The sequence below is a fragment of the Streptomyces sp. NPDC058877 genome, from assembly GCF_042742855.1.
GTDB lineage: Bacteria > Actinomycetota > Actinomycetes > Streptomycetales > Streptomycetaceae > Streptomyces.
The window spans coordinates 1-22382 of record NZ_JBHYMF010000112.1 but is presented as its reverse complement, the minus strand read 5'-3'; the positions used below and the strand labels follow the sequence as shown (position 1 = coordinate 22382).

Genomic DNA, 22382 nt, shown 5'->3' with positions numbered 1-22382 from the left:
GTGGGCCCGGGCGCACTGCCGGGCCCCACCGCTCTTGTGTGCTTGTGAACGACTGCCGTGACTTCTCTTGCCTTCTTCGGCCGGCTGCGCATCAATGGACGGCGACCCGCCCGACGGGCCGTCAGATCTGTTGTCCTCCACGCAGTGTCCGCACCCCTGCGTCCATCATCGGAAGGGGTTCGAACCCGTCATGAGAAGCAGAAGCAGCTTAGGGGCCGTCTCGGTCCTCGCCGGAGCGCTCGCCGCCGCCGGACTCGCCTTCGCCCCGACGGCCGGTGCGGTCGCGCCGGGCTCCGCCACGGCGACGTACGACTGCGGCGGCTGGGGCGGTGGCACCGCCACCCTCACGGCCACCCAGAGCGGCACCGCCGCGACGATCACCGTCACCTCGGCCGTCACCACGCCGATCGCGGTCGGCGCCGACCAGATCGGCGCCACGCTGACGATGGCCAAGGCGGGCGGCGGCACGCGCACCTTCACCGGCAAGAAGAACCCGGCCCTCTCCGCCGGTCAGTCCGTGGTCATCGGCCCTCTGGCCGGCACCGTGGCCTCGGGCGACAGTCTCAATTCCTACTTCGCGGGGGTCGCCCTCAAGATGGTGATCTTCGGGATCACGGTGAACTGCGACGCGGTGACCTCGCAGTCGCCCGGGCCGTTCGTCTTCAGCTGAGCCGGACCCCGTTCCACCCCCGACCGGTGTCGCCCTCGGCGGCACCGGTCTCCGCCGTGAGCTGGTGCGATGCCGTCCGTGCCGCGATCTTGACATTAACTGATGGGTCATCAGTCGATGTGTTTCGATTCCATTGACTTCTCTCCGCCCGCAACCGTCAATGGCGCCCACTCATCCCTCAGGAGGGGCACACCCATGGCATTCACCCGATCCCGGGCGGCGGTCCGAAGACGGCGCTGGACCGCCGTCCTCAGCGCCACCGCCCTCGCGGTCGCCGGCGGCGCGCTCGCGGCCCCGGCCGGCGCGGCCACCACGTCCCAGCAGGTGGACTTCGAGACCCGCTGCGTCCCGCCGCCGATCGCCGGCATCCCGCCCATCACGGGCACCACCACCGCCGAGATCACGGTCGACAAGCCGAGCCCCAAGGTCGGCGAGACCGTGACCGTCACCTACACGGTCACCAAGCCCGCCGCGTCCAACCCCGTCGACCTCGCACTCCCGGCCGACATCATGACGCCCACCGGCACGGTGGTCCTCGGCGGCGCCCAGACCGGTCAGGTCACCGTCACCGGACCCAAGAAGAACCCGCCGGTCCCCGGCAAGGGCTCCTTCCCGGCCTTCTCCATGACGGGCACCTTCACGGCCACCGAGGCCGGATCGATCACCCTCTCGCCCGGCGACTACAACATCCACACCAGCTACCTCATGGAGCTGGACACCCCGTGCACGGTGCTCAACCCGCCCGCCCCGGTCTCCGAGACCGTCGTCGCGAGCCCCGTGACCAACCCCAACACCCGCGCCATCCAGCTCGACAACGCCTCCGGGGACCCCGGCGTCCGGGTGACCGTCACCGGCACCGGCTTCACCCCGCTCGCCGAGGTCACCGTCGTCGGCCGGGCCGGAGCCGCGGAGACCGCCGACCGGATGGCCGTCACGACCGACGCCGAGGGCGGGTTCGCCGCCCGGCTGAAGGTCAACGACGCGGCGACCACCGGGATCGTGGCGTACGAGGGGGCGGCCTGGGACCCCGACAAGGGTGCCGGCCCCGCCGCGTACAAGGTCATCGTGCCGGCTCCGCCGAACAGCCAGAAGATCACCGCGACCGTCATGGCGGGCGAACTGTCCATGGCCCAGGCCGGTGACGCCGTCCAACTGTCCTCCGTCGACTTCGGTGCGGGCGGTGCGGCCACCGGCGCCCTGCAGACGGTGACCGTCAAGGACTTCCGCGGCGGCCCCGCCGGCTGGTCGCTGACCGGCAAGGTCACCGACTTCACCGGGCCGGGCGGAGCCATCGGCGCGGGGAAGCTGAGCTGGACCCCCGCCTGCACGGCCAAGGCGGGCAGCCCCAGCGCCTGCGCGGCCGGCTCGGCAGGACCGGTCGGCAGTGGCGGCGCGACCCTCGCCTCCACCCCGAACGGCACCCTCACGGGCGGCGAGTTCACCGTTGACGCACAGCTCTCCCTCGACGTCCCGGCGTTCACCGCGCCCGGTTCGTACGAGGGCGTGCTCACGCTGACCCTCTCCTGACCGCCCCGCGGGCCGGGCGCGCACCCGGCCGGCCCGCCCGATCCGCACCCCGGGAGTCCGCACCCGTGCGCACCAAGCCGTACGTCCTCCTCCTGAGCACCCTCCTCGCGCTCCTCCCGCTCCTCGCCCCCGCGTCGAGCGCGCGGGCCGCCGAGAACGGCGAGTGGGCCGTTTACCCGGCCGCCTCCCAGTTGGGCGACCGCCCGTACTTCTACCTCGTGGCCGACCCCGGCAGCACGCTCACCGACCGCGTCACCGTCGCCAACAAGACGGCGGCCCCGCTCGCCTTCCGGCTCTACGGCGCCGACGCCTACAACACCGAACGCGACGGCGGCTTCGCGGTCCGCACCCAGAAGGAGGAACAGACCGGGGCCGGCGCCTGGATCAAGCCCGAGCGGACCCGCATCACGGTCCCGCCCCGCTCCACCGTCACCGTCCCCTACACCCTGGCCGTGCCCGCCGACGCCGACCCCGGTGACCATCCCGGGGCGCTCGTCGCCCTCGACGAGAGGATCGCCCCGGGTGGCGGGGGCTCCGTCGCCGTCGGCGTCCAGCGGGCGGTCGGCGCCCGGGTCTACCTCCGGGTCAACGGACCGACCGTCCCCGCCCTGGCCGTCGAGGACGTCACCCTCGAACAGGACCGACCGCTGGTCCCCGGCACCCGCACGAGCAGCGCCCTCGTCTCGTACACCCTGCACAACCGGGGCAACGTCACGCTCACCCCCAAGGTCGCCCTGAAGGCGCGGGGCCTCTTCGGCCGCACCCTCCTCGAACGCGACCTGGACGGGGTTCCCGCCGAGCTGCTGCCCCGCCAGAAGATCCGGCTCACCGCGCGCTGGACCGGCTCCCCGCAGTTCGACCGGGGGGACGTCACCCTCACCGCCACCGCGAAGGGCGTGCGGGAGACCGGCACCGTTTCCTTCCTCGCCCTGCCCTGGTTCGCCGCGGCGGTCCTCCTGGTGGGCGCGGCGACGGGCTTCCTCGGCCTGTGGATGCGCCGACGCAGGGCACTGAGTGCGTGACGCGGGCTCCCATCGGGGACAATGGCCCCCATGAGCGCTCGCAACCAAGAAACCGAAGCCGTCCACCGGGCCGGCTTCGCCTGCTTCGTCGGCCGCCCCAACGCGGGCAAGTCCACCCTCACGAACGCTCTGGTCGGACAGAAGGTGGCCATCACCTCGAACCGGCCCCAGACCACCCGGCACACCGTCCGCGGCATCGTGCACCGCCCGGACGCCCAGCTGATCCTGGTCGACACCCCCGGCCTCCACAAGCCGCGCACCCTCCTCGGCGAGCGGCTCAACGACGTCGTGCGCACCACCTGGGCCGAGGTCGACGTCATCGGCTTCTGCCTGCCCGCCGACCAGAAGCTCGGCCCCGGCGACCGGTTCATCGCCAAGGAGCTCGCCGAGATCAAGAAGACCCCGAAGGTCGCGATCGTCACCAAGACCGACCTGGTCGACTCCAAGGCGCTCGCCGAACAGCTCATCGCGATCGACCAGCTCGGCAGGGAGCTGGGCATCGAGTGGGCGGAGATCGTCCCGGTCTCGGCCGTGGGCGACAAGCAGGTCCAGCTCGTCGCGGACCTGCTCATCCCGCTCCTCCCGGAGTCCCCGCCGCTCTACCCGGAGGGCGACCTCACGGACGAGCCGGAGCAGGTCATGGTGGCGGAACTGATCCGGGAGGCCGCGCTCGAAGGCGTACGGGACGAGCTGCCGCACTCCATCGCGGTGGTCGTCGAGGAGATGATCCCGCGGGAGAACCGCCCGGCGGACCGGCCGCTGCTCGACATCCACGCCAACGTCTACATCGAACGGCCCAGCCAGAAGGGCATCATCATCGGCCCCAAGGGGAGCCGCCTCAAGGAGGTCGGCATGAAGTCCCGCAAGCACATCGAGGCGCTCCTCGGCACCCCGGTCTTCCTCGACCTCCACGTGAAGGTGGCGAAGGACTGGCAGCGCGACCCGAAGCAGCTGCGGAAGCTGGGCTTCTAGAGCGGGACTCCCGGGCGCGCTCCCAGCGGCTCAGGCGCCTTCCTTGAGCACCTTGGTGATCAGGGCGCGCTGGGCGTCCGTGAGGTGCGGGTCGCAGCAGCGGACCGTGCGCCCGTCGATGGTGATCTCGTACGAGAAGCCGTCCGGCACGCTCCGGCCGTCGCCGTCGCCGTCCGCGAGGACGGCTCCGGCCAGGTCGCGCCACCCGTCGGCGTCCGGCCGGTCGGCGGTGTCCACCTCCGCCGACCGCTCGATGCCCGCGAAGCCGCCGGTGCGCCGCACTCGAATCCGCATGGGCCTTGTCTACCAGTCGGTCAGTCGATGGGCACCCCCACCGCCGCCCACGCCTTCAGCACGGCCTGGATCTCCGCCCCGTCGCCGTACCGCGCCCGGGCCGCCGCCACGGTGGCCCGGGCGAACTCGGAGAAGCGGGTCTCGGGGGTGAGGGAGCCGCCGGTCATCACGTCGTACCAGATCTGTCCGGCCCGCTCCCAGGCGTTGCCGCCGAGCTCGGTCGCGGCCAGGTAGAAGGCGTGGTTGGGGATGCCGGAGTTGATGTGCACCCCGCCGTTGTCGCGGCCCGTGCGGACGTAGTCGTCCATGTGGGCGGGCTGCGGGTCCTTGCCGAGGACGTCGTCGTCGTACGCGGTGCCGGGCGCCCTCATGGAGCGCAGCGCCCTCCCCTCCACGCTGGGGTGGAAGAGGCCCTCGCCGATCAACCAGTCGGCCTGCTCGGCGGAATGGCCGCGTGCGTACTGCTTCACGAGCGAGCCGAAGACGTCGGAGACCGACTCGTTGAGGGCGCCGGACTGGCTGAAGTACTCCAGGCCCGCCGTGTACTGGGTGAAACCGTGGGCCAGCTCGTGGCCGATGACGTCCACGGGCAGCGTGAAGTCGAGGAAGATCTCGCCGTCGCCGTCGCCGAAGACCATCTGCTCGCCGTTCCAGAAGGCGTTGCCGTAGTCCTCGCCGTAGTGGACGGAGGCGATCAGCGGCAGTCCGGCGCCGTCGATCGAGTCGTGCCCGAAGGCGTTCAGGAAGAGGTCGAAGGTGGCCCCGAGGCCGGCGTACGCCCGGTTGACGGTGGCGTCGGCGACCGGCTCCGCGCCCTCGCCGCGGACCTTCTCGCCGGGCAGCGCGGTGCCGCGCAGACAGTCGTGGATGCTGCGGTGCGGGGTGGCTGCGTCGCCGGGGGCGGGCGTCGGCACGGCCCCGGGCAGCGGCAGCACCCGGAACGCGCGGGCCGCGGCGTCCGCCACCAGGGTGCGGCGGGCGGCCGTGGCGACGGTCGGGTCGGTGGAGTGCGCCAGGTGCTCCAGGAGGTGGGGCGGCACGATCGAGCAGAAGACGGACGCGTGGGGAGTCATTCCTGCAATGTGGCACTCCGTGACGCCGCTGTCACGGGGTGAGACGGGGATTGGTGAAATGGAGTGATGGGTCACCTTTCGCGCTTGACGTGACGGCCGTCCCGCATACTGGAACAGGACGTCCGTCTTCCACGGACCTGGGCTATGGTGACGCACATCATGCGTTTCGGGCTGCTTCTCCTTAGCTGCCGCGGCGAGGGCCTGTAGTCGTAGGCCGACCCCCTCCCCGCGGGTTTCGGTGTTGCGTTCGACAGTCGGCCTCCCCCGTGCTCCACGAGCCGGGGGGACCCCACTCCCGCTTGACCCGAGGAGCCCCACGCAATGTCCCAGTCGCCCTTCGTCAGCCGGCCGACGCCCGTCACCAACGCGACCCACACCCAGCGGCCGTCCGGGATGCCGATCCACAAGTACGGTCGCTACGAGGCCGTGGCCATCCCCGACCGGACCTGGCCCGAGCAGCGCATCACCAAGGCGCCGCGCTGGCTGTCCACCGACCTGCGCGACGGCAACCAGGCCCTGATCGACCCGATGTCCCCGGCCCGCAAGCGCGAGATGTTCGACCTGCTCGTACGCATGGGCTACAAGGAGATCGAAGTCGGCTTCCCCTCGTCCGGCGAGACCGACTTCGCGTTCGTGCGCTCCATCATCGAAGAGGGCGCCGTCCCGGACGACGTCACCATCTCCGTCCTGACCCAGGCCCGCGAGGACCTGATCGAGCGGACCGTGGAATCCCTGGTCGGCGCCAAGCGGGCCACCGTGCACCTCTACAACGCCACCGCGCCCACCTTCCGCCGGGTCGTCTTCCGCGGCTCGAAGGAGCAGATCAAGCAGATCGCCGTGGACGGCACGCGCCTGGTGATGGAGTACGCGGAGAAGCTGCTGGGCCCGGAGACGGCCTTCGGCTACCAGTACAGCCCCGAGATCTTCACCGACACCGAGCTGGACTTCGCCCTGGAGGTCTGCGAGGCGGTCTGCGACGTCTGGCAGCCCGGCCCGGGGCGCGAGATCATCCTGAACCTGCCGGCCACCGTGGAGCGTTCGACGCCGTCCACGCACGCGGACCGGTTCGAGTGGATGTCCCGGAACCTGACCCGCCGCGAGCACGTCTGCCTGTCCGTCCACCCGCACAACGACCGCGGCACGGCGGTCGCGGCGGCCGAGCTGGCCGTCATGGCCGGCGCCGACCGCATCGAGGGCTGCCTGTTCGGGCAGGGCGAGCGGACCGGCAACGTCGACCTGGTGACCCTGGGCATGAACCTGTTCTCGCAGGGCGTGGACCCGCAGATCGACTTCTCGCAGATCGACGAGATCCGCCGCACCTCCGAGTACTGCAACCAGATGGAGGTCCACCCGCGCCACCCCTATGCGGGCGACCTGGTCTACACCGCCTTCTCCGGCTCCCACCAGGACGCCATCAAGAAGGGCTTCGACGCCATGGAGGCCGATGCGGCGGCCCAGGGCAAGACCGTCGACGAGATCGAGTGGGCCGTTCCCTACCTGCCGATCGACCCGAAGGACGTCGGCCGCTCCTACGAAGCCGTCATCCGGGTCAACTCGCAGTCCGGCAAGGGCGGCATCGCGTACGTCCTGAAGAACGACCACAAGCTGGACCTGCCCCGCCGGATGCAGATCGAGTTCTCGCGCATCATCCAGCAGAAGACCGACAGCGAGGGCGGCGAGGTCACCCCGGCCGCGATCTGGGACGTCTTCCAGGACGAGTACCTGCCCAACCCGGAGAACGCCTGGGGCCGCATCCAGCTGCGCTCCGGCCAGACCACCTCGGACACCGACGGCACCGACACGCTGACCGTCGAGGCGGTCGTGGACGGCGTCGACGCCGTGCTGTCGGGTTCCGGCAACGGCCCGATCTCCGCCTTCTTCGCCGCGCTGCAGTCCATCGGCGTGGACGCCCGCCTGCTGGACTACCAGGAGCACACGATGAGCGAGGGCGCCTCCGCGCAGGCCGCCTCGTACATCGAGTGCGCCATCGACGGTCGGGTCCTGTGGGGCATCGGCATCGACGCCAACACGACCCGTGCCTCCCTGAAGGCGGTCATCTCGGCGGTCAACCGCTCCGCCCGCTGACCCACCGGCGCCGCACCGCTGCCCCGCACCCTCCCTCACGGAGGGGACGGGGCAGTCGTGCGTGTGAGCTGCGTCACGGTTTCAGGTTCACTTAAGGAAGATCATCCGACAGTGTCGGAATCAGGGTCATATCGGGTGGGTTGACGCCACATCGGGGAATGACGGAAGGTCGGCTCGTCCACTCGGACACACCCCCCACGCGCCCTCCCCGTACCTCCCTGACCTGGAGTTTCGCATGCGCACGTCCGCTGCCGTGGCCGCCGTCCTCGCGGTGACCGGTGCCGCCCTCAGCTGGGCCCCCGCCGCTTCCGCCGCCACCACGGAGTGCGTGACGCACCCGCTCGGCACGGCCGGTCTGTACGCCGAGTTCATCGAGAAGGACTCCGTCCGCCACTCGGACTCCGAGGGCGCCGTCGCGGTCGGCGGCGACGCCACCTTCGGCGACCCGAAGCAGTCCTCCGGCTTCTCCATCGGCCACAAGCTCACCGCCGCCGACCTCGCGAAACTGCCCGGCGGCCACAGCCTCGTGGTCGGCGGCACGCTCTACGCGAACCAGGTCGTCCTGGACAAGGGCACCGGCATCGCCGGCAAGGTCGTCGACCGCTCCACCCCCGGCCAGGGATTCGGCGTCGACGGCGGCAGGGTCGGGGAGGGCGCCTCCCCGACGTCCCCCGTCGACTTCGGCAAGGAGTTCGCCGAGCTCCGGGCCCTGTCCACCGCCTGGGCCGCCGCCCCGGCCGGCGGCACGGTCTCCGCGGCCGGCGACGGCCTGTTCCTCGCCGGCACCGACGAGCAGCTCAACGTCTTCGCCGTGAGCGCCGCGGACCTGGAGAAGGCCCGCTCCATCACCCTCGACGTCCCGGTCGGCTCCTCGACCCTCGTGAACGTGCTCGGCACCTCGTACGACATGAGCACCTCGGCGACCTACGGCGTCTACTACAAGAACCTGGACGGCGGCGCCCCCGTCATCGACGACTACGCCGTGCCGCGCGACGAGTACCGGCAGATCCGCGCCAAGCTGCTGTGGAACTTCCCGCAGGCCGAGACGGTGAAGAAGAACTACACCTCCTGGCCCGGCACCATCCTCGCGCCGAACGCCGACGTCTCGATGGGAGGCAAGGGCTACGGCCCCGGACACGTCAACGGCTCCGTGGTCGCCGCGTCCCTGAAGACCGTCCCGGGTGCCGAGACCCACCAGATGAACTTCACCGGCTGTCTCCCGAAGGGCACCACCCCGGGGCCGGTTCCCACCCCGGAGAAGCCGAAGCCGACCGACACCCCCGCCCCGACCCCGCCGGCGACCCCCGAGCCCACCCCGAGCCGGGACGGCGAGACGCCGGGCACCCCCTCGGTTTCGGCGTCCCCGTCCACCCCGGCGGCACCCACCACTCCGGGAGGGGCCACCACCGCCCCCGCCCCGGCACCGTCCGCCACTCCGGAGGGTGATCTCGCGACGACCGGTTCGGCCATCGGTCCCGGCGCGATCGGGGCCGCGGTGGCCGCCGTCGCCGCCGGCGGGGGCCTGCTGGCCTTCGCGAAGCGTCGCCGTCGCGCCTCCTGAGGCCCTCGGGGCAGTGACGCGTCTCGGCCATCTCCACAGGGATCTGTCGCCGGGGTGCTGACGCCACATCACGGATGTGGCTAACATCACGCCCACGCCGGCAGTGCAGCCGGGCCGTTGAGGAGGTGCGTATGCGGTCTGCCCGGAATCCACGCGGTGGGAAGCTGACCGTCTGCGGAATCCGCACCTCCTGGAACACCGTCGGAGACGGCGAGTTCTTCTGCGAGGAGTGCGGAGGCGACCGCAACTACCGGCAGCGCACCGGCCGCCGAAGGTTCGCCGTGCTCGGCGTGCCCGTCCTGCCCCGGGGCGTCACCGGCCCCGTCGTCGAGTGCACGGCCTGCCACACGCACTTCGGCACGGAGGTGCTCGACCACCCGACGACGAGCCGCTTCTCCGCGATGCTGCGGGACGCCGTGCACACCGTCGCCCTGGCGGTGCTCGCGGCCGGCGGCACCGATTCCCGCGAGGTCCTGGACCGGGCCGTCACCGCGGTCCGGTCCGCCGGCTTCGCCGAGTGCACGGCCGTCCAGCTCGTCGACCTCGTGGAAGCCCTGGAGGCGGACACCGGGCGCTTCATGCCCGAAGTGAACCCCGAGGGCGCGCTCCTCGCGATCGAACTCCACGAGGCCCTGGAGCCGCTCACCCCGCACCTGGCCCCCGCCGGTCGGGAGTCGGTCCTGCTGCAGGCCGCCCGGATCGCCCTCGCGGACGGCCCGTACACCCCGTCCGAGACGGAGGTCCTCGGGACCGTCGGGAACGCGCTGTCGCTCGCCCCCGACGACACCGTCCGCCTCCTCGCCTCGGCCCGTACGGTGCCGTAGCCGGTCCCCCGTAGGCGGGCCGGGGCTCCTACGGCGCGATGTTCTGGTTCAGCCGGAACACGTTGTCCGGGTCGTAGCGGCGCTTCACCTCGCGCAGCCGGTCGTAGTTCTGCCGGTAGTTGACCCGCACCCGGTCCTGGTCATCGGCGTCCATGAAGTTGACGTAGCCGCCCTCCTGGGTGTGCGGGCGGAGCGCCTGGTCGTAGGCCCGGGTCCAGGCGACGTTCCGTTCGGTGTCCGCCGGATCGGTCCAGGTGCCGCCGAAGGAGTGCGAGAAGGAGGCGTCCCGGTACGCGAACGCGGTCTCCTCCGGGCCCACCTCGTGGCACGCCCCGTCGATCGGGAAGATCGCGGTGTCCGACTCCAGCGACGGCATGGTCTCGCCGTACTCCACGTGCACGGCGATCGCACCGTCCGAGAGCTCACGGCTGAAGTTGCCCTTCCAGTAGTGGTACAGCCCCGGCGGGAGCTGCTCGTCGAAGAGGGTGTTGATCACCGGGTACGGCAGCCGGTCCATGAACCGGCCGATGACCGGGCCGAGGCCGTCCAGCCGGGCGAGCACCGCCTCGTCCTCCTCCGGCGCACCGCTGAAGCAGGTGAAGGCGGCACAGATCGGGCGCCCGTGCCAGCGCTCCGGCAGGAACGGCTCCTCGGGACCGAGCGCGAACACGAGGATCGAGTTCAGCTCGACCGGGGCGTCCGCGTTCATCCCCCGCCAGGCGCGGGCCACGTCCCCGTCGAGCGGGTAGCAGGTGATCCCGCCGAGCACCACGTCGACGGGGTGCAGTCGGTACGCGAGCGAGGTGACCACCCCGAAGTTGCCGCCGCCGCCCCGCAGCGCCCAGAACAGGTCGGGGTTCCGCTCCGGGTCGCAGGAGAGGAGCTCGCCCTCGGCGGTCACCACGTCCGCCGCGAGCAGGTTGTCACAGCTCAGCCCGTAACGGCGGGCGAGGTGCCCCATGCCGCCGCCGAGCGTCAGTCCGCCGATGCCGGTCGTGGACACCACCCCGCCGGTGGTGGCGAGCCCGAAGGCGTGGGTGGCGTGGTTGAAGTCGCCCCAGGTGGCGCCGCCCTCGGCCCGTGCGGTACGGGCTTCGGGGTCGACCCGGACGCCGCGCATCCGGGACAGGTCGACGACCAGCCCGTCGTCGACGGTGCCGAAACCGGCGACCGAGTGGGAGCCGCCGCGCACGGCCAGCGGGAGCGCGTGCTCCCGGGCGTGGAGCACCGCCGCGATCACGTCGCCGGCGTCCACGGCGTGGACGACGACGGCCGGGCGGCGGTCGTGCAGGGCGTTGTAGACCCGACGGGAAACGTCGTACGACGCATCGTCACGGGTCACGACGGCACCGCGCACGGCACCGCGGAGCGTGTCCAGGGAGTGGGTCGTCGTGGTCATGCCTCCGGTGTACCCGGGCCGCCGCCGGGGCCGCATCGCCCGAACCGCCCATGGCGGGTGCGGGACGGGATGGGCGGTTCGGCCCATGCGGAGCCCACGGCAGCGGACGGTCACGGAGCGCGGCGGCCCGTTCCGGACCGTGACCGGGCCCAGGGCGCGCCACCCGTGCCGGTGGTGCCCTCCGGCGGGGGGCCGGGCCGGTGCCGGCCCGGGTCACACCAGGCCGTGGTCGTACGCGTACGCCGTGGCCGCGGCCCGCGAGCCCACCTCCAGCTTCGCGAAGATGTTGTTCAGGTGCCGGGCGACCGTGTGCTCGCTGATCACCAGGGCCCGTGCGATGTCCCGGTTCGTCCCGCCCGTGGCGACGAGCCGCAGCACCTCCGCCTCCCGGGCCGTCAGTCCGCCCGGGAGCCGCCGCCGCGCCCCGCCGCCGAGCAGTGCCGCCGCCCGTCGGGCGTCCGGCACCGCCCCGAGCCGCTCGAACACCGCCCGTGCGGCACCCAGCTCCAGGCGGGCCGCCTCCTCGTCGCCCACCGTCCGGTCGGCCGCCGCGAGGAGCATCCGCACCTGTGCCGCCTCGTACGGCACGCGCAGCTCCAGCCAACCGGTGAGGGCCCGGCGCAGCAGCCGAAGTGCCGGCTCCGGCCGGGACTCCGCCAGGGCCACCGCGCCCCGCGCCGTGTCGGCCATCGCCCGCAGCAGCGGTACGTCCCCGGCCAGCACTTCCAGCTCCGCAGCCGAGCCCGCGGCCCCGGGCACGTCACGGACCGCGAGGGCCACCTCGGTCCGCGCGGCGAGCAGCCTGGCCCGGCTCAGGAGGTCGTGACGGGCGTCGCTCTGGCAGGCGAGCGCCAGGTCCACACCGGCCACCGCCGCGTCGGCGCGGCCCTGTGCGAGCCTCAGCAGGGCGAGTCCGGGCTGCGGGATCCGGCCCAGTTCATGGGCGTGCGCGTACGAGGCGGCGGCGTCCGCCGGACGGCCCTGGCGCCGCTGGATGTTTCCGGCGGCGTAGTACGCGGAGGCCGCCGACTCCAGGCAGTCCACCGGCACCTCCCGGCACGCCTGCCGTGCCTCCGCCTCCGCGAGCGCCCAGGCCCCGAGCAGGTCGAGCACCTCGACCCGGTGCGCCCGGCACACCCCCCGGAAGGGGTTCTCCCCCGAGGGGACGGTTCCCGTCGGCTCGGCCGGCGGCCGGCCCGTCCAGGGCGGGGCGCACCACTCCATGGCCGCGTCCGTCCACTCCACCGCACGTCGGAAGTCCGCCGCGGCCATGCACTGGGTGAGGGCCAGACAGTACAGCCAGCCCGTGAAGACGCCGGTCAGCTCGCCGGCCGTGACCGCACACATCGCGTCGTCGAGCAGGCCCAGGGCCTCGGCGCGACGGCCGCCCGCGAAGAGGACCGACGCCTCGGCCTGACGGCTCAGGGCGAGGAGGTCCGCGCTGCCCGAGCGGTGGGCGAGCCGGGTCATCCGGTGGACGGCGGCGAGGGCGGCCGGGCCGTCGCCGCGGGCCGACGCCGTCTCCGCATCGCTCCAGGCGAGGAAGCACTGCTCGGGGCAGGGCGGCAGCTCGTCCAGGTGGTGGTGGGCCCGGTGCAGCCACCCGGCCGCCGCCGCGGGGCGGCCGAGGCCCTCGTACTCGTACGACAGCCACCAGGAGGCCAGCCCGGCGCCCCGGTGGTCACCGACCGCCGCGTACGCCGCGTGCGCCCGCAGACGGGCGGCGACGGACTCGTCCACCCGGCCCGACCACCAGGCCGCGTCGGCCAGGGCCGCCAGGTCGTCGGCGGTCAGGGCGCGCGACGGGTGCTCGTCGTGGGCGTGCAGCAGCCCGTACGCCTCGACCCAGGACTCCCGGGCCGCTGCGTCCCGCGCCCGGGTGAGCCGGTCGACCGTGGGTGCGGACATGACCCTCACCCCTTCCCGATCCTTCCAGGGTAGGACCGGGCCGGGGGGAGGGCCTCGCGGAGGGACACGGGGCGCGCTCCGTCAGGGGCGGGGGACGCCGCGGGCAGGACGGGACCTCCGCTGCGCGTCCTAGTCGAGGGCGCCGCTCGCGCGCAGCATGTCCTCGCGCTCGACGATCTTCACGCGCTCGCGGCCCTGCGGCTCGCCGAGGGCCTTCTCCGCGGCGTCCAGGGCGTACCAGCCCTCCCAGGTCGTGTACGTGATGCCCTTGCCCTCCAGGAAGGCCACGACCGCGTCCTCCTCCGGGGTGCTCGGCGTGAGCAGCCGCCCGCGCGCGAAGTCCTCCAGGAGGTTCGCCACGGTCTCGTTGGCGTCGCCCTTGGTGTGGCCGATGAGGCCGACGGGGCCGCGTCGGATCCAGCCGGTGCAGTAGGTGGAGGCCAGGTGCTCGCCGGTCTCCTCGATCACGCGACCGCCCTGGTCCGGGACGGTTCCGGAGACGGCGTCCCAGGGGAGCTTGGGCAGTTCGTCGGAGAGGTAGCCGACGGCGCGGTACACGGCCTGGACGTCCCAGTCGGTGGTCTGGCCGGTGCCCTTGACGTTGCCCGTGCCGTCGAGCTCGGTGCGTTCGGTGCGCAGGCCGATGACCTTGCCGTCCTCGCCGAGGATCTCGACGGGGGACTCGAAGAAGTGCAGGAAGAGCTTGTGCGGGCGGTCGCCGACGTCGCGGATCGCCCAGTTCTCCAGCGTCTTGGCGACCATGTCGGTCTGCTTGTTCTTGCGGCGCTCGGCGATCGAACCCTCGTCGTAGTCGATGTCCTCGGGGTTGACGATGACCTCGATGTTCGGCGAGTGGTCCAGTTCGCGCAGCTCCATGGGGCTGAACTTGGCCTGCGCGGGGCCACGGCGGCCGAAGACGTGGATCTCGACGGCCTTGTTGGCCTTGAGGCCGTCGTAGACGTTCGCGGGGATCTCGGTCGGCAGCAGTTCGTCCGCCGTCTTGGCGAGGATCCGCGCGATGTCGAGGGCCACGTTGCCGACGCCGAGGACGGCGACCTTCTCGGCGGACAGGTCCCAGGTGCGCGGAACGTCCGGATGCCCGTCGTACCAGGAGGCGAAGTCGGCGGCGCCGAGCGAGCCGTCCAGCTCGACACCGGGGATCCGCAGCTCGCGGTCGGCCATGGCGCCGGTGGAGAAGACCACGGCGTCGTAGAAGGCGCGGAGGTCGTCGAGGTGGACGTCGGTGCCGTAGTCGACGTTGCCGAAGAGGCGGACCTGCGGCTTGTCGAGGACCTGGTGGAGGGCGGTGATGATGCCCTTGATGCGGGGGTGGTCGGGGGCGACGCCGTAGCGGATGAGGCCGAAGGGGGCGGGCATCCGCTCGAAGAGGTCGATGGACACGCCCGGCTCGGCGGCGGCCTCGGACTTCAGCAGCGCATCGGCGGCGTAGATTCCGGCGGGGCCGGCGCCGACGATCGCGACCCGGAGGGGGCGGGGCATGACTGGTTCCCTTCGCAAGCGAGGTGGCGGCGGAGCCGCCGACACTTAGGCCACCCTAAATAATCGCTCGCACAGGAAGGTACCCACCCCCGGTCTATGGCCTCATAAGGCGAGCTTATGACTTCCATAAGTTCGCCTAGGCGCGTGGGGGTGGATCCGGTCCGCGGAGCGGGCGGGTCCGAAGGGGGCGCGCGTCCGGCCCGACGCCGCTCTCCGTGCCGCTCGGTCGGCGCGCGGAAAGGGCTCGTGCGCGGAGGCCTTTCCGGGGGTGCGGCTGTCGGAAAGAATCGCCGGATCGCGGGAGCGCGTCCATTCGTCCGCCGCGCGGCGCCGTCGCATTCGAATGATCCGCTCGAACGGGCCGGTGGGATTTTGGATGGGAACGCCCGTCCGTGCGTTCGCCCCGGGCGGACCCTGCCCTCCCCGTGAGCCTTCCGGACTCCTCGAAGAACTGCGGGGCGCCTCGCCCCCCTTTCTGGTCATGGATCAACTCTGCAGTTCCACAACGCAGTTGCCCGGTCGGGCAGCGGGCGATTCTACGGATCCGTAGTCGTCCTGGAGAGGCGAAGCGGGAAATGGATTCAGAAAGGCATACGTTGGTGAAGGAAGACACCAGGAAGACGACCACGGGGGCACCCGGAACCGCACGAGAAGCAGTGACGGAATCGCCCGGGGAACCGGTGGGGGAGGGGGCGTGTCCCTTCCCCCGGCACGACGCCGTCGCGCTCGCCGCAAGGCCCCGCGGTCGCCCGTGGGAACGGGATGCTGCACGGTGGGAACGGCCCGGCTCCTCGCCGCCGCCGCACTGCCGAGGGAGGAGAGTCGCCCATGACGCTGCCCATCGGGTCGTACGTCGTCGAGATCCGCACCGGACGGGTCGGGACGCTCATGGGGCGAGAAGGCCCCTATGTCCAGATCCGACCGCTGGGTGGCGGGCGCGAATGGGACGTGGAGCCGGAGGGGGTGCGGGAAGCCACCGCGGCGGAGCGGCTGAGCGCGGCCACGGCCCACGCCAACGCCCGGAGCCGGGGCGAGGTGCCCTGATCCGGTACGACCCGGGGCCGGACCGTTCCCGGCGTACGCGAGAATGGGCCCATGAGTCTGTTCCGCGACGACGGCATCGTGCTGCGCACCCAGAAGCTGGGTGAAGCGGACCGCATCATCACGATCCTCACCCGCGGCCACGGCCGCGTACGCGCCGTCGCACGCGGAGTGCGCCGGACCAAGTCGAAGTTCGGGGCCCGGCTCGAACCCTTCTCGCACGTGGACGTGCAGTTCTTCGCCCGGGGGAGCGAGCTGGTCGGACGCGGCCTGCCGCTCTGCACGCAGAGCGAGACCATCGCCGCGTACGGCGGCGGGATCGTCACCGACTACGCCCGGTACACGGCCGGCACGGCCATGCTGGAGACGGCGGAGCGGTTCACCGACCACGAGGGCGAGCCCGCCGTGCAGCAGTACCTGCTGCTCGTCGGCGGCCTGCGGACGCTCGCCCGGGGCGAGCACGCGCCCCACCTCATCCTGGACGCCTTCCTGCTCCGCTCCCTCGCCGTCAACGGATATGCGCCCAGCTTCGAGGACTGTGCCAAGTGTGGGCTCCCGGGGCCGAACCGATTCTTTTCGGTCGCGGCGGGCGGAGTCATATGCGGCGACTGCCGGGTGCCCGGAAGCGTCGTACCCTCTGCGGAGGCCATCGGCCTGCTCAGCGCGCTGCTCACCGGCGACTGGGCGACGGCGGACGGGTGCGAGCCGCGTCACGTCAGGGAGGGCAGCGGACTGGTGTCCGCCTATCTGCACTGGCACCTGGAGCGCGGCCTGCGCTCCCTGCGTTACGTAGAGAAGAGCTAGGAGAGACCATCCATGGCCATCGCACGACTCCTCGGGCGCCAGCGTCGGGAGTACAGGACCCCCGAGCCGCACCCTTCCGGTGCCCGTCCGCCGAAGCTCCAGCCGGAGCTGGTGCCGGAGCACGTCGCGATCGTCATGGACGGCAACGGCCGCTGGGCGAAGGAGCGCGGACTCCCGCGCACCGAGGGGCACAAGGTCGGCGCCGAGCAGGTGCTGGACGTGCTCCAGGGCGCGATCGAGATGGGCGTGGGGGCGATCTCGCTGTACGCCTTCTCCACCGAGAACTGGAAGCGCTCCCCCGAAGAAGTGCGCTTCCTGATGAACTTCAACCGGGACTTCATCCGCAAGACCCGCGACCAGCTCGACGAGCTCGGCATCCGCGTGCGCTGGGTGGGTCGGATGCCCAAGCTGTGGAAGTCGGTGGCCAAGGAGCTCCAGGTCGCGCAGGAGCAGACCAAGGACAACACCAAGCTGACGCTGTACTTCTGCATGAACTACGGCGGTCGGGCGGAGCTCGCGGACGCGGCCCAGGCGCTCGCGGAGGACGTGCGGGCGGGCAAGCTGGACCCGGCGAAGATCACTGAGAAGACGATCCAGAAGTACCTGTACTACCCGGACATGCCGGACGTGGACCTCTTCCTGCGGCCCAGCGGTGAGCAGCGCACCTCGAACTATCTGATCTGGCAGAGCGCGTACGCCGAGATGGTGTTCCAGGACGTGCTCTGGCCCGACTTCGACCGCCGCGACCTGTGGCGGGCCTGCATCGAGTTCGCCCAGCGCGACCGGCGTTTCGGCGGCGTCGACCCGGCCGACCTGGCCGTCCTCGACAAGGCCTGACGGGCGCGGGGTGACCCGGCCGGCTCCGGCCGGCTCCGCACCCTCCCGGCGCGCGACGCCGCCCGGCCCCGGGGCCGGGCGGACACCCGAAGGGGCCCGTACCGAAAGAGCATCGGTACGGGCCCCCGGGTATGTCAGGTCACTTCTCGGAACAGTCCGCGCAGGTGCCGAAGATCTCCACGGTGTGCGCCACGTTCACGAAGCCGTGCTCCGAGGCGATCGCCTCGGCCCACTGCTCCACCATCGGGCCCTCCACCTCCACGGCCTTGCCGCAGACGCGGCAGACCAGGTGGTGGTGGTGGTCGCCGGTCGAGCAGCGGCGGTACACGGTCTCGCCGTCGCTGGTGCGCAGCGCGTCCACCTCGCCGGCGTCCGCGAGGGACTGCAGTGTGCGGTAGACGGTGGTGAGGCCGACGGAGTCACCGCGGTGCTTGAGCATGTCGTGCAGTTCCTGGGCGCTGCGGAACTCGTCCACCTCGTTCAGTGCCGCCGACACGGCGGCCCGCTGCTTGGTCGAGCGGCCGCGTACGGGGGGTCCTGCCGTCACCACGGGGGCCTCCTTGGATGCTTGTCTGCCCCCGCCATTCTGCCAGCCCCCCGTGTCCCGCGGGTCAGACCTTCACGTCGTCCGTCGGGCGCCGGGTGCCCGGGACCCGTGCGTCGCAGTCCTGGGTGCCCGCCTCGGCGAGTCGGGCCCTCCGCCGGGCGAGCGGCGCGGCGAGGAAGGTCAGCGCGATGAAGATTCCGATCGCGTACAGGACGATGGTCGCGCCGGGCGGCACGTCCTGGTAGTAGGAGGTGACCGTGCCCGCCAGGGTGACGGTGATGCCGGTCGCCACCGCGAGCACGAAGGTCGCCCGGAAGGACTTCGACAGCTGCTGGGCGGCTGCCACCGGCACCACCATGAGGGCGCTGACCAGCAGCAGGCCGACGACCCGCATGGCGACCGTGACGGTCACCGCGGCGGTGACCGCGACCAGCAGGTTCATGGCGCGCACCGGCAGACCGGTGACCCGGGCGAACTCCTCGTCCTGGCTGACCGCGAAGAGCTGCTTGCGCAGCCCGACCGTGATCAGGATGACGAAGGCCGCGAGGATGCTGATCGCGGTGACGTCCTCCGGTGAGACGGTGGAGAGCGAGCCGAAGAGGTACGTCGTGAGGTTGGCGTTGGAGCCGGTCGTCGAGAGGCTGGTCAGCATGACGCCGCCGGCCATGCCGCCGTAGAAGAGCAGCGCGAGCGCGAGGTCGCCGCGGGTCTTCCCGTACGCCCGGATCAGTTCCATCGCGATCGAGCCCGCGACGGCGACGAGCGTCGCCATCCAGACCGGGCTGGAGTTCAACAGGAAGCCGAGCCCGACACCGGTCATGGCGACGTGGCCGATGCCGTCGCCCATCAGGGCCTGGCGGCGTTGGACGAGGTAGATGCCGACGGCGGGCGCGGTGATGCCGACGAGGACGGCCGCGAGGAGCGACCTCTGCATGAAGGCGGGTTCGAGGAAGTCCATGGTCAGGTCAGCAGTCCCGTGCGGAGCGGCTCGCCGGCCGCGTGCGGATGTACGTGGTCGTGGCCCGGCAGGGCGTGCTGGCCGAGGGCCTCGGGCGGCGGGCCGTCGTGGACGACACAGCCGTCACGGAGGACGACCGCGCGGTCGATCAGCGGCTCCAGGGGGCCCAGTTCGTGCAGGACGAGGAGCACCGACGTGCCGCCGGCGACCTGTTCGCGCAGGGTCGAGGCGAGGATCTCCTGGCTCGCGAGGTCCACGCCGGCCATAGGCTCGTCCATGATGAGGAGTTCGGGCTCCGAGGCGAGGGCGCGGGCGATCAGGACCCGCTGGTGCTGACCGCCGGAGAGCGCGGAGACGGAGTCCTTGGCGCGGTCGGCGAGGCCGACGAGCTCGATCGCCCGGTCGACGGCCGCCCGGTCCGCCTTCGTCGCCCAGCCGAACGCGCGGCGGGAGAGCCGGCCCGAGGAGACGACCTCGCGGATGGTGGCGGGGACGCCGGCCGCGGCGGTGGTGCGCTGCGGCACGTAGCCGATCCGGGCCCAGTCGCGGAACCGCTTCCGTGCGGTGCCGAACAACTCGATGGTGCCGCCGGTCAGCGGCACCTGGCCGATCACGGCGCGGACGGCGGTGGACTTGCCGGAGCCGTTGGCCCCGAGCAGGGCGACGACCTCGCCGCGGTGGACGGTGAGGTCGACGCCGCGGAGGACGGGCCGTGCGCCGAGGGCCGCGGTGGCTCCGCGGACGGAAAGGACGGGATCCGGAGACGCCATGGCTCGTACCTCCTGGTGTGCTGTGGTCACTTGGCGCCGAGGGCCTTCTTCAGCGCGGCGAGGTTGGACTGCATGACCTCGATGTAGTCGTCGCCCTTGGACTTGTCCGTGATGCCCTCCAGCGGGTCGAGCACATCGGTCCTGAGGCCGGTGTCGCCGGCGAGGGTCTTCGCGGTCTTGTCGCTCGCCAGGGTCTCGAAGAAGACGGTGGAGACCTTGTCCTTCTCGGCGATGTCCTGGAGTTCCTTGATGCGGGCGGGGCTCGGCTCGGACTCGGGGTCGACTCCGGTGATGCCCTCCTGCTCCAGGTCGTACCGCTCGGCGAGGTAGCCGAAGGCGGAGTGGGTGGTGATGAAGGTCCTGGTGGCGGTGGACCTGAGGCCCGTTTCGAACTCGGTGTTCAGTGCGTCGAGCTTCTTCAGCAGGGCGTCGGTGTTCTTCCGGTAGTCGGCGGCGTGGTCCGGGTCGGCCTTCTCCAGGGTGCTGCCGACGCCCTTCGCGACCTCGGCGTACTTCACGGGGTCGAGCCAGACGTGCGGGTCGGCGCCGGCTTCGGAGGCGTGGTCGTGGCCCGCTTCCTCGCCCTCGTGGTCGTGGCCGACCCCGGTGCCGTGCTCTTCGAGCTCCGTGAGGGTGGTCGCGTCGACGGTGTGCGTGACGCCGGCCTGGGCGATGGCGTCGTCGACGGCGGGCTGGATGCCCTTGAGGTAGAGGATGACGTCGGCCTCGCCGAGCTCGCCGATCTGCTTCGGTTTGAGCTCCAGGTCGTGGGGTTCGACGCCGGGCTTGGTGAGCGTGGTGACGGCGACGTGGCCGCCGCCTATCTGCTCGGCCAGGTACTGCATGGGGTAGAACGACGCCACCACGTCCAGCTTGCCGCCGTTCCCCTTGTTCGCGGCGTCCGAGGTGCCGGCGCAGGCGGTGAGGGAGACGAGGCCGAGTGCGACGGCTCCGGCGAGGGCGGTGCGGGGTATGAGGCGACGTACGTTCATGACAGTCATTTTCAACAAAACTGGAAACGGTTGTCAATTGCCTTTCCTGTGGTCCCTCCCACGCCCTTCCTCTCCCCGGCCTCGCGCCCCCCCGGAGGTCCCCCGCGGACCCCTCGTGGACCCCGAGTACCGGACCGATTTGAAACGGGGGGTGCGGGCGCCGGTAACCTGAGGCATTCGCACTTCGTCCTCGTAATGAAGAGAGCACCGTGGCCGCCGACAAGATCGACACCATCGTCAGCCTGAGCAAGCGCCGTGGCTTCGTCTACCCCTGCAGCGAGATCTACGGCGGCCAGCGTGCCGCCTGGGACTACGGACCGCTGGGTGTCGAACTCAAGGAGAACATCAAGCGCCAGTGGTGGCGTTACATGGTCACCGCGCGCGAGGACGTCGTCGGCATCGACTCGTCGGTCATCCTGGCCACCGAGGTCTGGGAGGCCTCCGGTCACGTCGCCACCTTCACCGACCCGCTGACCGAGTGCACCTCCTGCCACAAGCGCTTCCGTGCCGACCACCTGGAGGAGGCGTACGAGGAGAAGCACGGTCGTCTCCCCGAGAGCCTCACCGACCTCAACTGCCCCCACTGCGGCAACAAGGGCACCTTCACCGAGCCCAAGCAGTTCTCCGGTCTGCTCTCCACGCACCTCGGCCCGACCCAGGACACCGGCTCCGTCGCCTACCTGCGCCCGGAGACCGCCCAGGGCATCTTCACCAACTTCGCCCAGGTGCAGACGACCTCGCGCAAGAAGCCCCCGTTCGGCATCGCGCAGATGGGCAAGTCCTTCCGGAACGAGATCACTCCGGGCAACTTCATCTTCCGCACCCGCGAGTTCGAGCAGATGGAGATGGAGTTCTTCGTCAAGCCGGGTGAGGACGAGGAGTGGCAGGAGTACTGGATGCAGCAGCGCTGGAACTGGTACACCGGTCTGGGTCTCCGCGAGGAGAACATGCGCTGGTTCGAGCACCCGCAGGAGAAGCTCTCCCACTACTCGAAGCGCACCGCTGACATCGAGTACCGCTTCTCCTTCGGCGGCAGCGAGTGGGGCGAGCTGGAGGGCGTCGCCAACCGCACCGACTACGACCTGAGCGCCCACTCCAAGGCCTCCGGCGCCAACCTCACTTACCTGGACCAGGAGTCCAACGAGCGCTACACGCCGTACGTCATCGAGCCCGCCGCCGGTGTCGGCCGCACGATGCTGGCCTTCCTGCTCGACGCGTACACCGAGGACGAGGCCCCCAACGCCAAGGGCGTCATGGAGAAGCGCACGGTGCTGCGCCTCGACCACCGCCTGGCCCCGGTCAAGGCCGCCGTCCTGCCGCTCTCGCGCAACCCGCAGCTCTCCCCGAAGGCCAAGGGGCTGGCCGCGGACCTGCGGCAGAACTGGAACATCGAGTTCGACGACGCCGGCGCCATCGGCCGCCGCTACCGCCGCCAGGACGAGATCGGCACCCCGTTCTGCATCACCGTCGACTTCGACACCCTCGACGACAACGCGGTGACCGTGCGCGAGCGCGACAGCATGAAGCAGGAGCGCGTCTCCCTCGACCAGATCCAGGGCTACCTGGGCAGCCGTCTGCTCGGCTGCTGAACCCGGTCG

20 protein-coding genes are annotated in these 22382 nt (G+C 71.5%); 11 read left to right on the top strand and 9 right to left on the bottom strand.

Annotation, left to right across the window (positions count from 1 at the left end; translation table 11 throughout):
• Window positions 1-190: 190 nt before the first annotated feature.
• From ACFW2Y_RS23735 to era, 4 genes are all read left to right on the top strand, one after another.
• On the top strand, window positions 191-670 hold the full coding sequence (locus tag ACFW2Y_RS23735) for a hypothetical protein (protein ID WP_384882696.1): 480 nt from the start codon (window positions 191-193) through the stop codon (window positions 668-670).
• A gap of 195 nt (window positions 671-865) precedes the next feature.
• A complete protein-coding gene (locus ACFW2Y_RS23730; RefSeq protein ID WP_384882693.1) occupies window positions 866-2197 on the top strand; it encodes a beta-xylosidase in 1332 nt (443 codons plus the stop codon).
• Window positions 2198-2262: 65 nt separating this feature from the next.
• Window positions 2263-3219: a WxL protein peptidoglycan domain-containing protein gene (locus tag ACFW2Y_RS23725; protein ID WP_384882690.1), complete on the top strand. Its 957-nt coding sequence runs from the start codon at window positions 2263-2265 to the stop codon at window positions 3217-3219.
• Window positions 3220-3240: 21 nt separating this feature from the next.
• Window positions 3241-4191, top strand: coding sequence for a GTPase Era (gene era, locus ACFW2Y_RS23720; protein ID WP_384882687.1), 951 nt, complete (start codon window positions 3241-3243; stop codon window positions 4189-4191).
• Window positions 4192-4221: 30 nt separating this feature from the next.
• Here the strand turns inward: era and ACFW2Y_RS23715 are convergent, their stop codons facing one another.
• Together ACFW2Y_RS23715 and ACFW2Y_RS23710 are read right to left on the bottom strand one after the other, a co-directional pair.
• Window positions 4222-4485 (bottom strand): protealysin inhibitor emfourin, encoded by a 264-nt coding sequence (locus ACFW2Y_RS23715; protein WP_384882685.1) that lies wholly within the window; start codon window positions 4483-4485, stop codon window positions 4222-4224.
• Between the two features lie 20 nt (window positions 4486-4505).
• Entirely contained in the window at window positions 4506-5558 is a 1053-nt protein-coding gene (locus ACFW2Y_RS23710) for a M4 family metallopeptidase (protein WP_384882682.1), read from the bottom strand.
• 321 nt (window positions 5559-5879) lie between these two features.
• Between ACFW2Y_RS23710 and leuA the strand changes: the two genes are divergently transcribed.
• From leuA to ACFW2Y_RS23695, 3 genes are all read left to right on the top strand, one after another.
• Window positions 5880-7643, top strand: coding sequence for a 2-isopropylmalate synthase (leuA, locus tag ACFW2Y_RS23705; protein WP_384882680.1), 1764 nt, complete (start codon window positions 5880-5882; stop codon window positions 7641-7643).
• Between the two features lie 235 nt (window positions 7644-7878).
• The gene (locus ACFW2Y_RS23700; protein ID WP_384882677.1) at window positions 7879-9204 is read left to right on the top strand and encodes a choice-of-anchor A family protein; all 1326 of its coding nucleotides are present in this window, start codon (window positions 7879-7881) and stop codon (window positions 9202-9204) included.
• A 131-nt stretch (window positions 9205-9335) separates the two neighbouring features.
• On the top strand, window positions 9336-10028 hold the full coding sequence (locus ACFW2Y_RS23695) for a TerB family tellurite resistance protein (RefSeq protein ID WP_384882674.1): 693 nt from the start codon (window positions 9336-9338) through the stop codon (window positions 10026-10028).
• A gap of 28 nt (window positions 10029-10056) precedes the next feature.
• Here ACFW2Y_RS23695 and ACFW2Y_RS23690 read toward each other — a convergent pair whose 3' ends face one another.
• From ACFW2Y_RS23690 to ACFW2Y_RS23680, 3 genes are all read right to left on the bottom strand, one after another.
• A complete protein-coding gene (locus ACFW2Y_RS23690; RefSeq protein ID WP_384882672.1) occupies window positions 10057-11427 on the bottom strand; it encodes an FAD-binding oxidoreductase in 1371 nt (456 codons plus the stop codon).
• Window positions 11428-11640: 213 nt separating this feature from the next.
• Window positions 11641-13335, bottom strand: a complete 1695-nt coding sequence (locus ACFW2Y_RS23685; protein WP_384882669.1) for a LuxR C-terminal-related transcriptional regulator — start codon at window positions 13333-13335, stop codon at window positions 11641-11643.
• 129 nt (window positions 13336-13464) lie between these two features.
• A complete protein-coding gene (locus ACFW2Y_RS23680; protein WP_384882667.1) occupies window positions 13465-14835 on the bottom strand; it encodes an FAD-dependent oxidoreductase in 1371 nt (456 codons plus the stop codon).
• Window positions 14836-15663: 828 nt separating this feature from the next.
• Here ACFW2Y_RS23680 and ACFW2Y_RS23675 point away from each other — a divergent pair.
• The 3 genes from ACFW2Y_RS23675 to ACFW2Y_RS23665 are packed head-to-tail and all read left to right on the top strand — an operon-like array spanning window position 15664 to window position 17517.
• Window positions 15664-15879: a hypothetical protein gene (locus tag ACFW2Y_RS23675; protein WP_384882665.1), complete on the top strand. Its 216-nt coding sequence runs from the start codon at window positions 15664-15666 to the stop codon at window positions 15877-15879.
• A 51-nt stretch (window positions 15880-15930) separates the two neighbouring features.
• Window positions 15931-16680: a DNA repair protein RecO gene (gene recO, locus ACFW2Y_RS23670; protein ID WP_384882662.1), complete on the top strand. Its 750-nt coding sequence runs from the start codon at window positions 15931-15933 to the stop codon at window positions 16678-16680.
• Between the two features lie 12 nt (window positions 16681-16692).
• On the top strand, window positions 16693-17517 hold the full coding sequence (locus ACFW2Y_RS23665; protein WP_384882660.1) for an isoprenyl transferase: 825 nt from the start codon (window positions 16693-16695) through the stop codon (window positions 17515-17517).
• A gap of 139 nt (window positions 17518-17656) precedes the next feature.
• On the opposite strand, the gene ACFW2Y_RS23660 is transcribed toward ACFW2Y_RS23665, so the two are convergent.
• From ACFW2Y_RS23660 to ACFW2Y_RS23645, 4 genes are all read right to left on the bottom strand, one after another.
• On the bottom strand, window positions 17657-18067 hold the full coding sequence (locus ACFW2Y_RS23660) for a Fur family transcriptional regulator (RefSeq protein WP_384882657.1): 411 nt from the start codon (window positions 18065-18067) through the stop codon (window positions 17657-17659).
• Between the two features lie 61 nt (window positions 18068-18128).
• Window positions 18129-19022: a metal ABC transporter permease gene (locus tag ACFW2Y_RS23655; protein WP_384882654.1), complete on the bottom strand. Its 894-nt coding sequence runs from the start codon at window positions 19020-19022 to the stop codon at window positions 18129-18131.
• A gap of 2 nt (window positions 19023-19024) precedes the next feature.
• Window positions 19025-19792, bottom strand: coding sequence for a metal ABC transporter ATP-binding protein (locus ACFW2Y_RS23650; protein ID WP_384882652.1), 768 nt, complete (start codon window positions 19790-19792; stop codon window positions 19025-19027).
• A gap of 26 nt (window positions 19793-19818) precedes the next feature.
• Complete coding sequence (locus tag ACFW2Y_RS23645; protein ID WP_384882649.1) at window positions 19819-20784, bottom strand: metal ABC transporter substrate-binding protein; 966 nt, start codon at window positions 20782-20784, stop codon at window positions 19819-19821.
• 209 nt (window positions 20785-20993) lie between these two features.
• Between ACFW2Y_RS23645 and ACFW2Y_RS23640 the strand changes: the two genes are divergently transcribed.
• A complete protein-coding gene (locus ACFW2Y_RS23640) occupies window positions 20994-22373 on the top strand; it encodes a glycine--tRNA ligase (protein ID WP_384882646.1) in 1380 nt (459 codons plus the stop codon).
• Window positions 22374-22382 lie beyond the last annotated feature (9 nt).

Coding starts and splice junctions, on each gene's coding strand:
- ACFW2Y_RS23645 (WP_384882649.1), bottom strand. CDS start 20,784: ATGAACGTACGTCGCCTCATACCCCGCACCGCCCTCGCCGGAGCCGTC.
- ACFW2Y_RS23690 (WP_384882672.1), bottom strand. CDS start 11,427: ATGACCACGACGACCCACTCCCTGGACACGCTCCGCGGTGCCGTGCGC.
- recO (WP_384882662.1), top strand. CDS start 15,931: ATGAGTCTGTTCCGCGACGACGGCATCGTGCTGCGCACCCAGAAGCTG.
- ACFW2Y_RS23655 (WP_384882654.1), bottom strand. CDS start 19,022: ATGGACTTCCTCGAACCCGCCTTCATGCAGAGGTCGCTCCTCGCGGCC.
- ACFW2Y_RS23710 (WP_384882682.1), bottom strand. CDS start 5,558: ATGACTCCCCACGCGTCCGTCTTCTGCTCGATCGTGCCGCCCCACCTC.
- ACFW2Y_RS23675 (WP_384882665.1), top strand. CDS start 15,664: ATGACGCTGCCCATCGGGTCGTACGTCGTCGAGATCCGCACCGGACGG.
- ACFW2Y_RS23695 (WP_384882674.1), top strand. CDS start 9,336: ATGCGGTCTGCCCGGAATCCACGCGGTGGGAAGCTGACCGTCTGCGGA.
- ACFW2Y_RS23650 (WP_384882652.1), bottom strand. CDS start 19,792: ATGGCGTCTCCGGATCCCGTCCTTTCCGTCCGCGGAGCCACCGCGGCC.
- leuA (WP_384882680.1), top strand. CDS start 5,880: ATGTCCCAGTCGCCCTTCGTCAGCCGGCCGACGCCCGTCACCAACGCG.
- ACFW2Y_RS23730 (WP_384882693.1), top strand. CDS start 866: ATGGCATTCACCCGATCCCGGGCGGCGGTCCGAAGACGGCGCTGGACC.
- ACFW2Y_RS23715 (WP_384882685.1), bottom strand. CDS start 4,485: ATGCGGATTCGAGTGCGGCGCACCGGCGGCTTCGCGGGCATCGAGCGG.
- ACFW2Y_RS23685 (WP_384882669.1), bottom strand. CDS start 13,335: ATGTCCGCACCCACGGTCGACCGGCTCACCCGGGCGCGGGACGCAGCG.
- ACFW2Y_RS23700 (WP_384882677.1), top strand. CDS start 7,879: ATGCGCACGTCCGCTGCCGTGGCCGCCGTCCTCGCGGTGACCGGTGCC.
- era (WP_384882687.1), top strand. CDS start 3,241: ATGGCCCCCATGAGCGCTCGCAACCAAGAAACCGAAGCCGTCCACCGG.
- ACFW2Y_RS23735 (WP_384882696.1), top strand. CDS start 191: ATGAGAAGCAGAAGCAGCTTAGGGGCCGTCTCGGTCCTCGCCGGAGCG.
- ACFW2Y_RS23665 (WP_384882660.1), top strand. CDS start 16,693: ATGGCCATCGCACGACTCCTCGGGCGCCAGCGTCGGGAGTACAGGACC.
- ACFW2Y_RS23680 (WP_384882667.1), bottom strand. CDS start 14,835: ATGCCCCGCCCCCTCCGGGTCGCGATCGTCGGCGCCGGCCCCGCCGGA.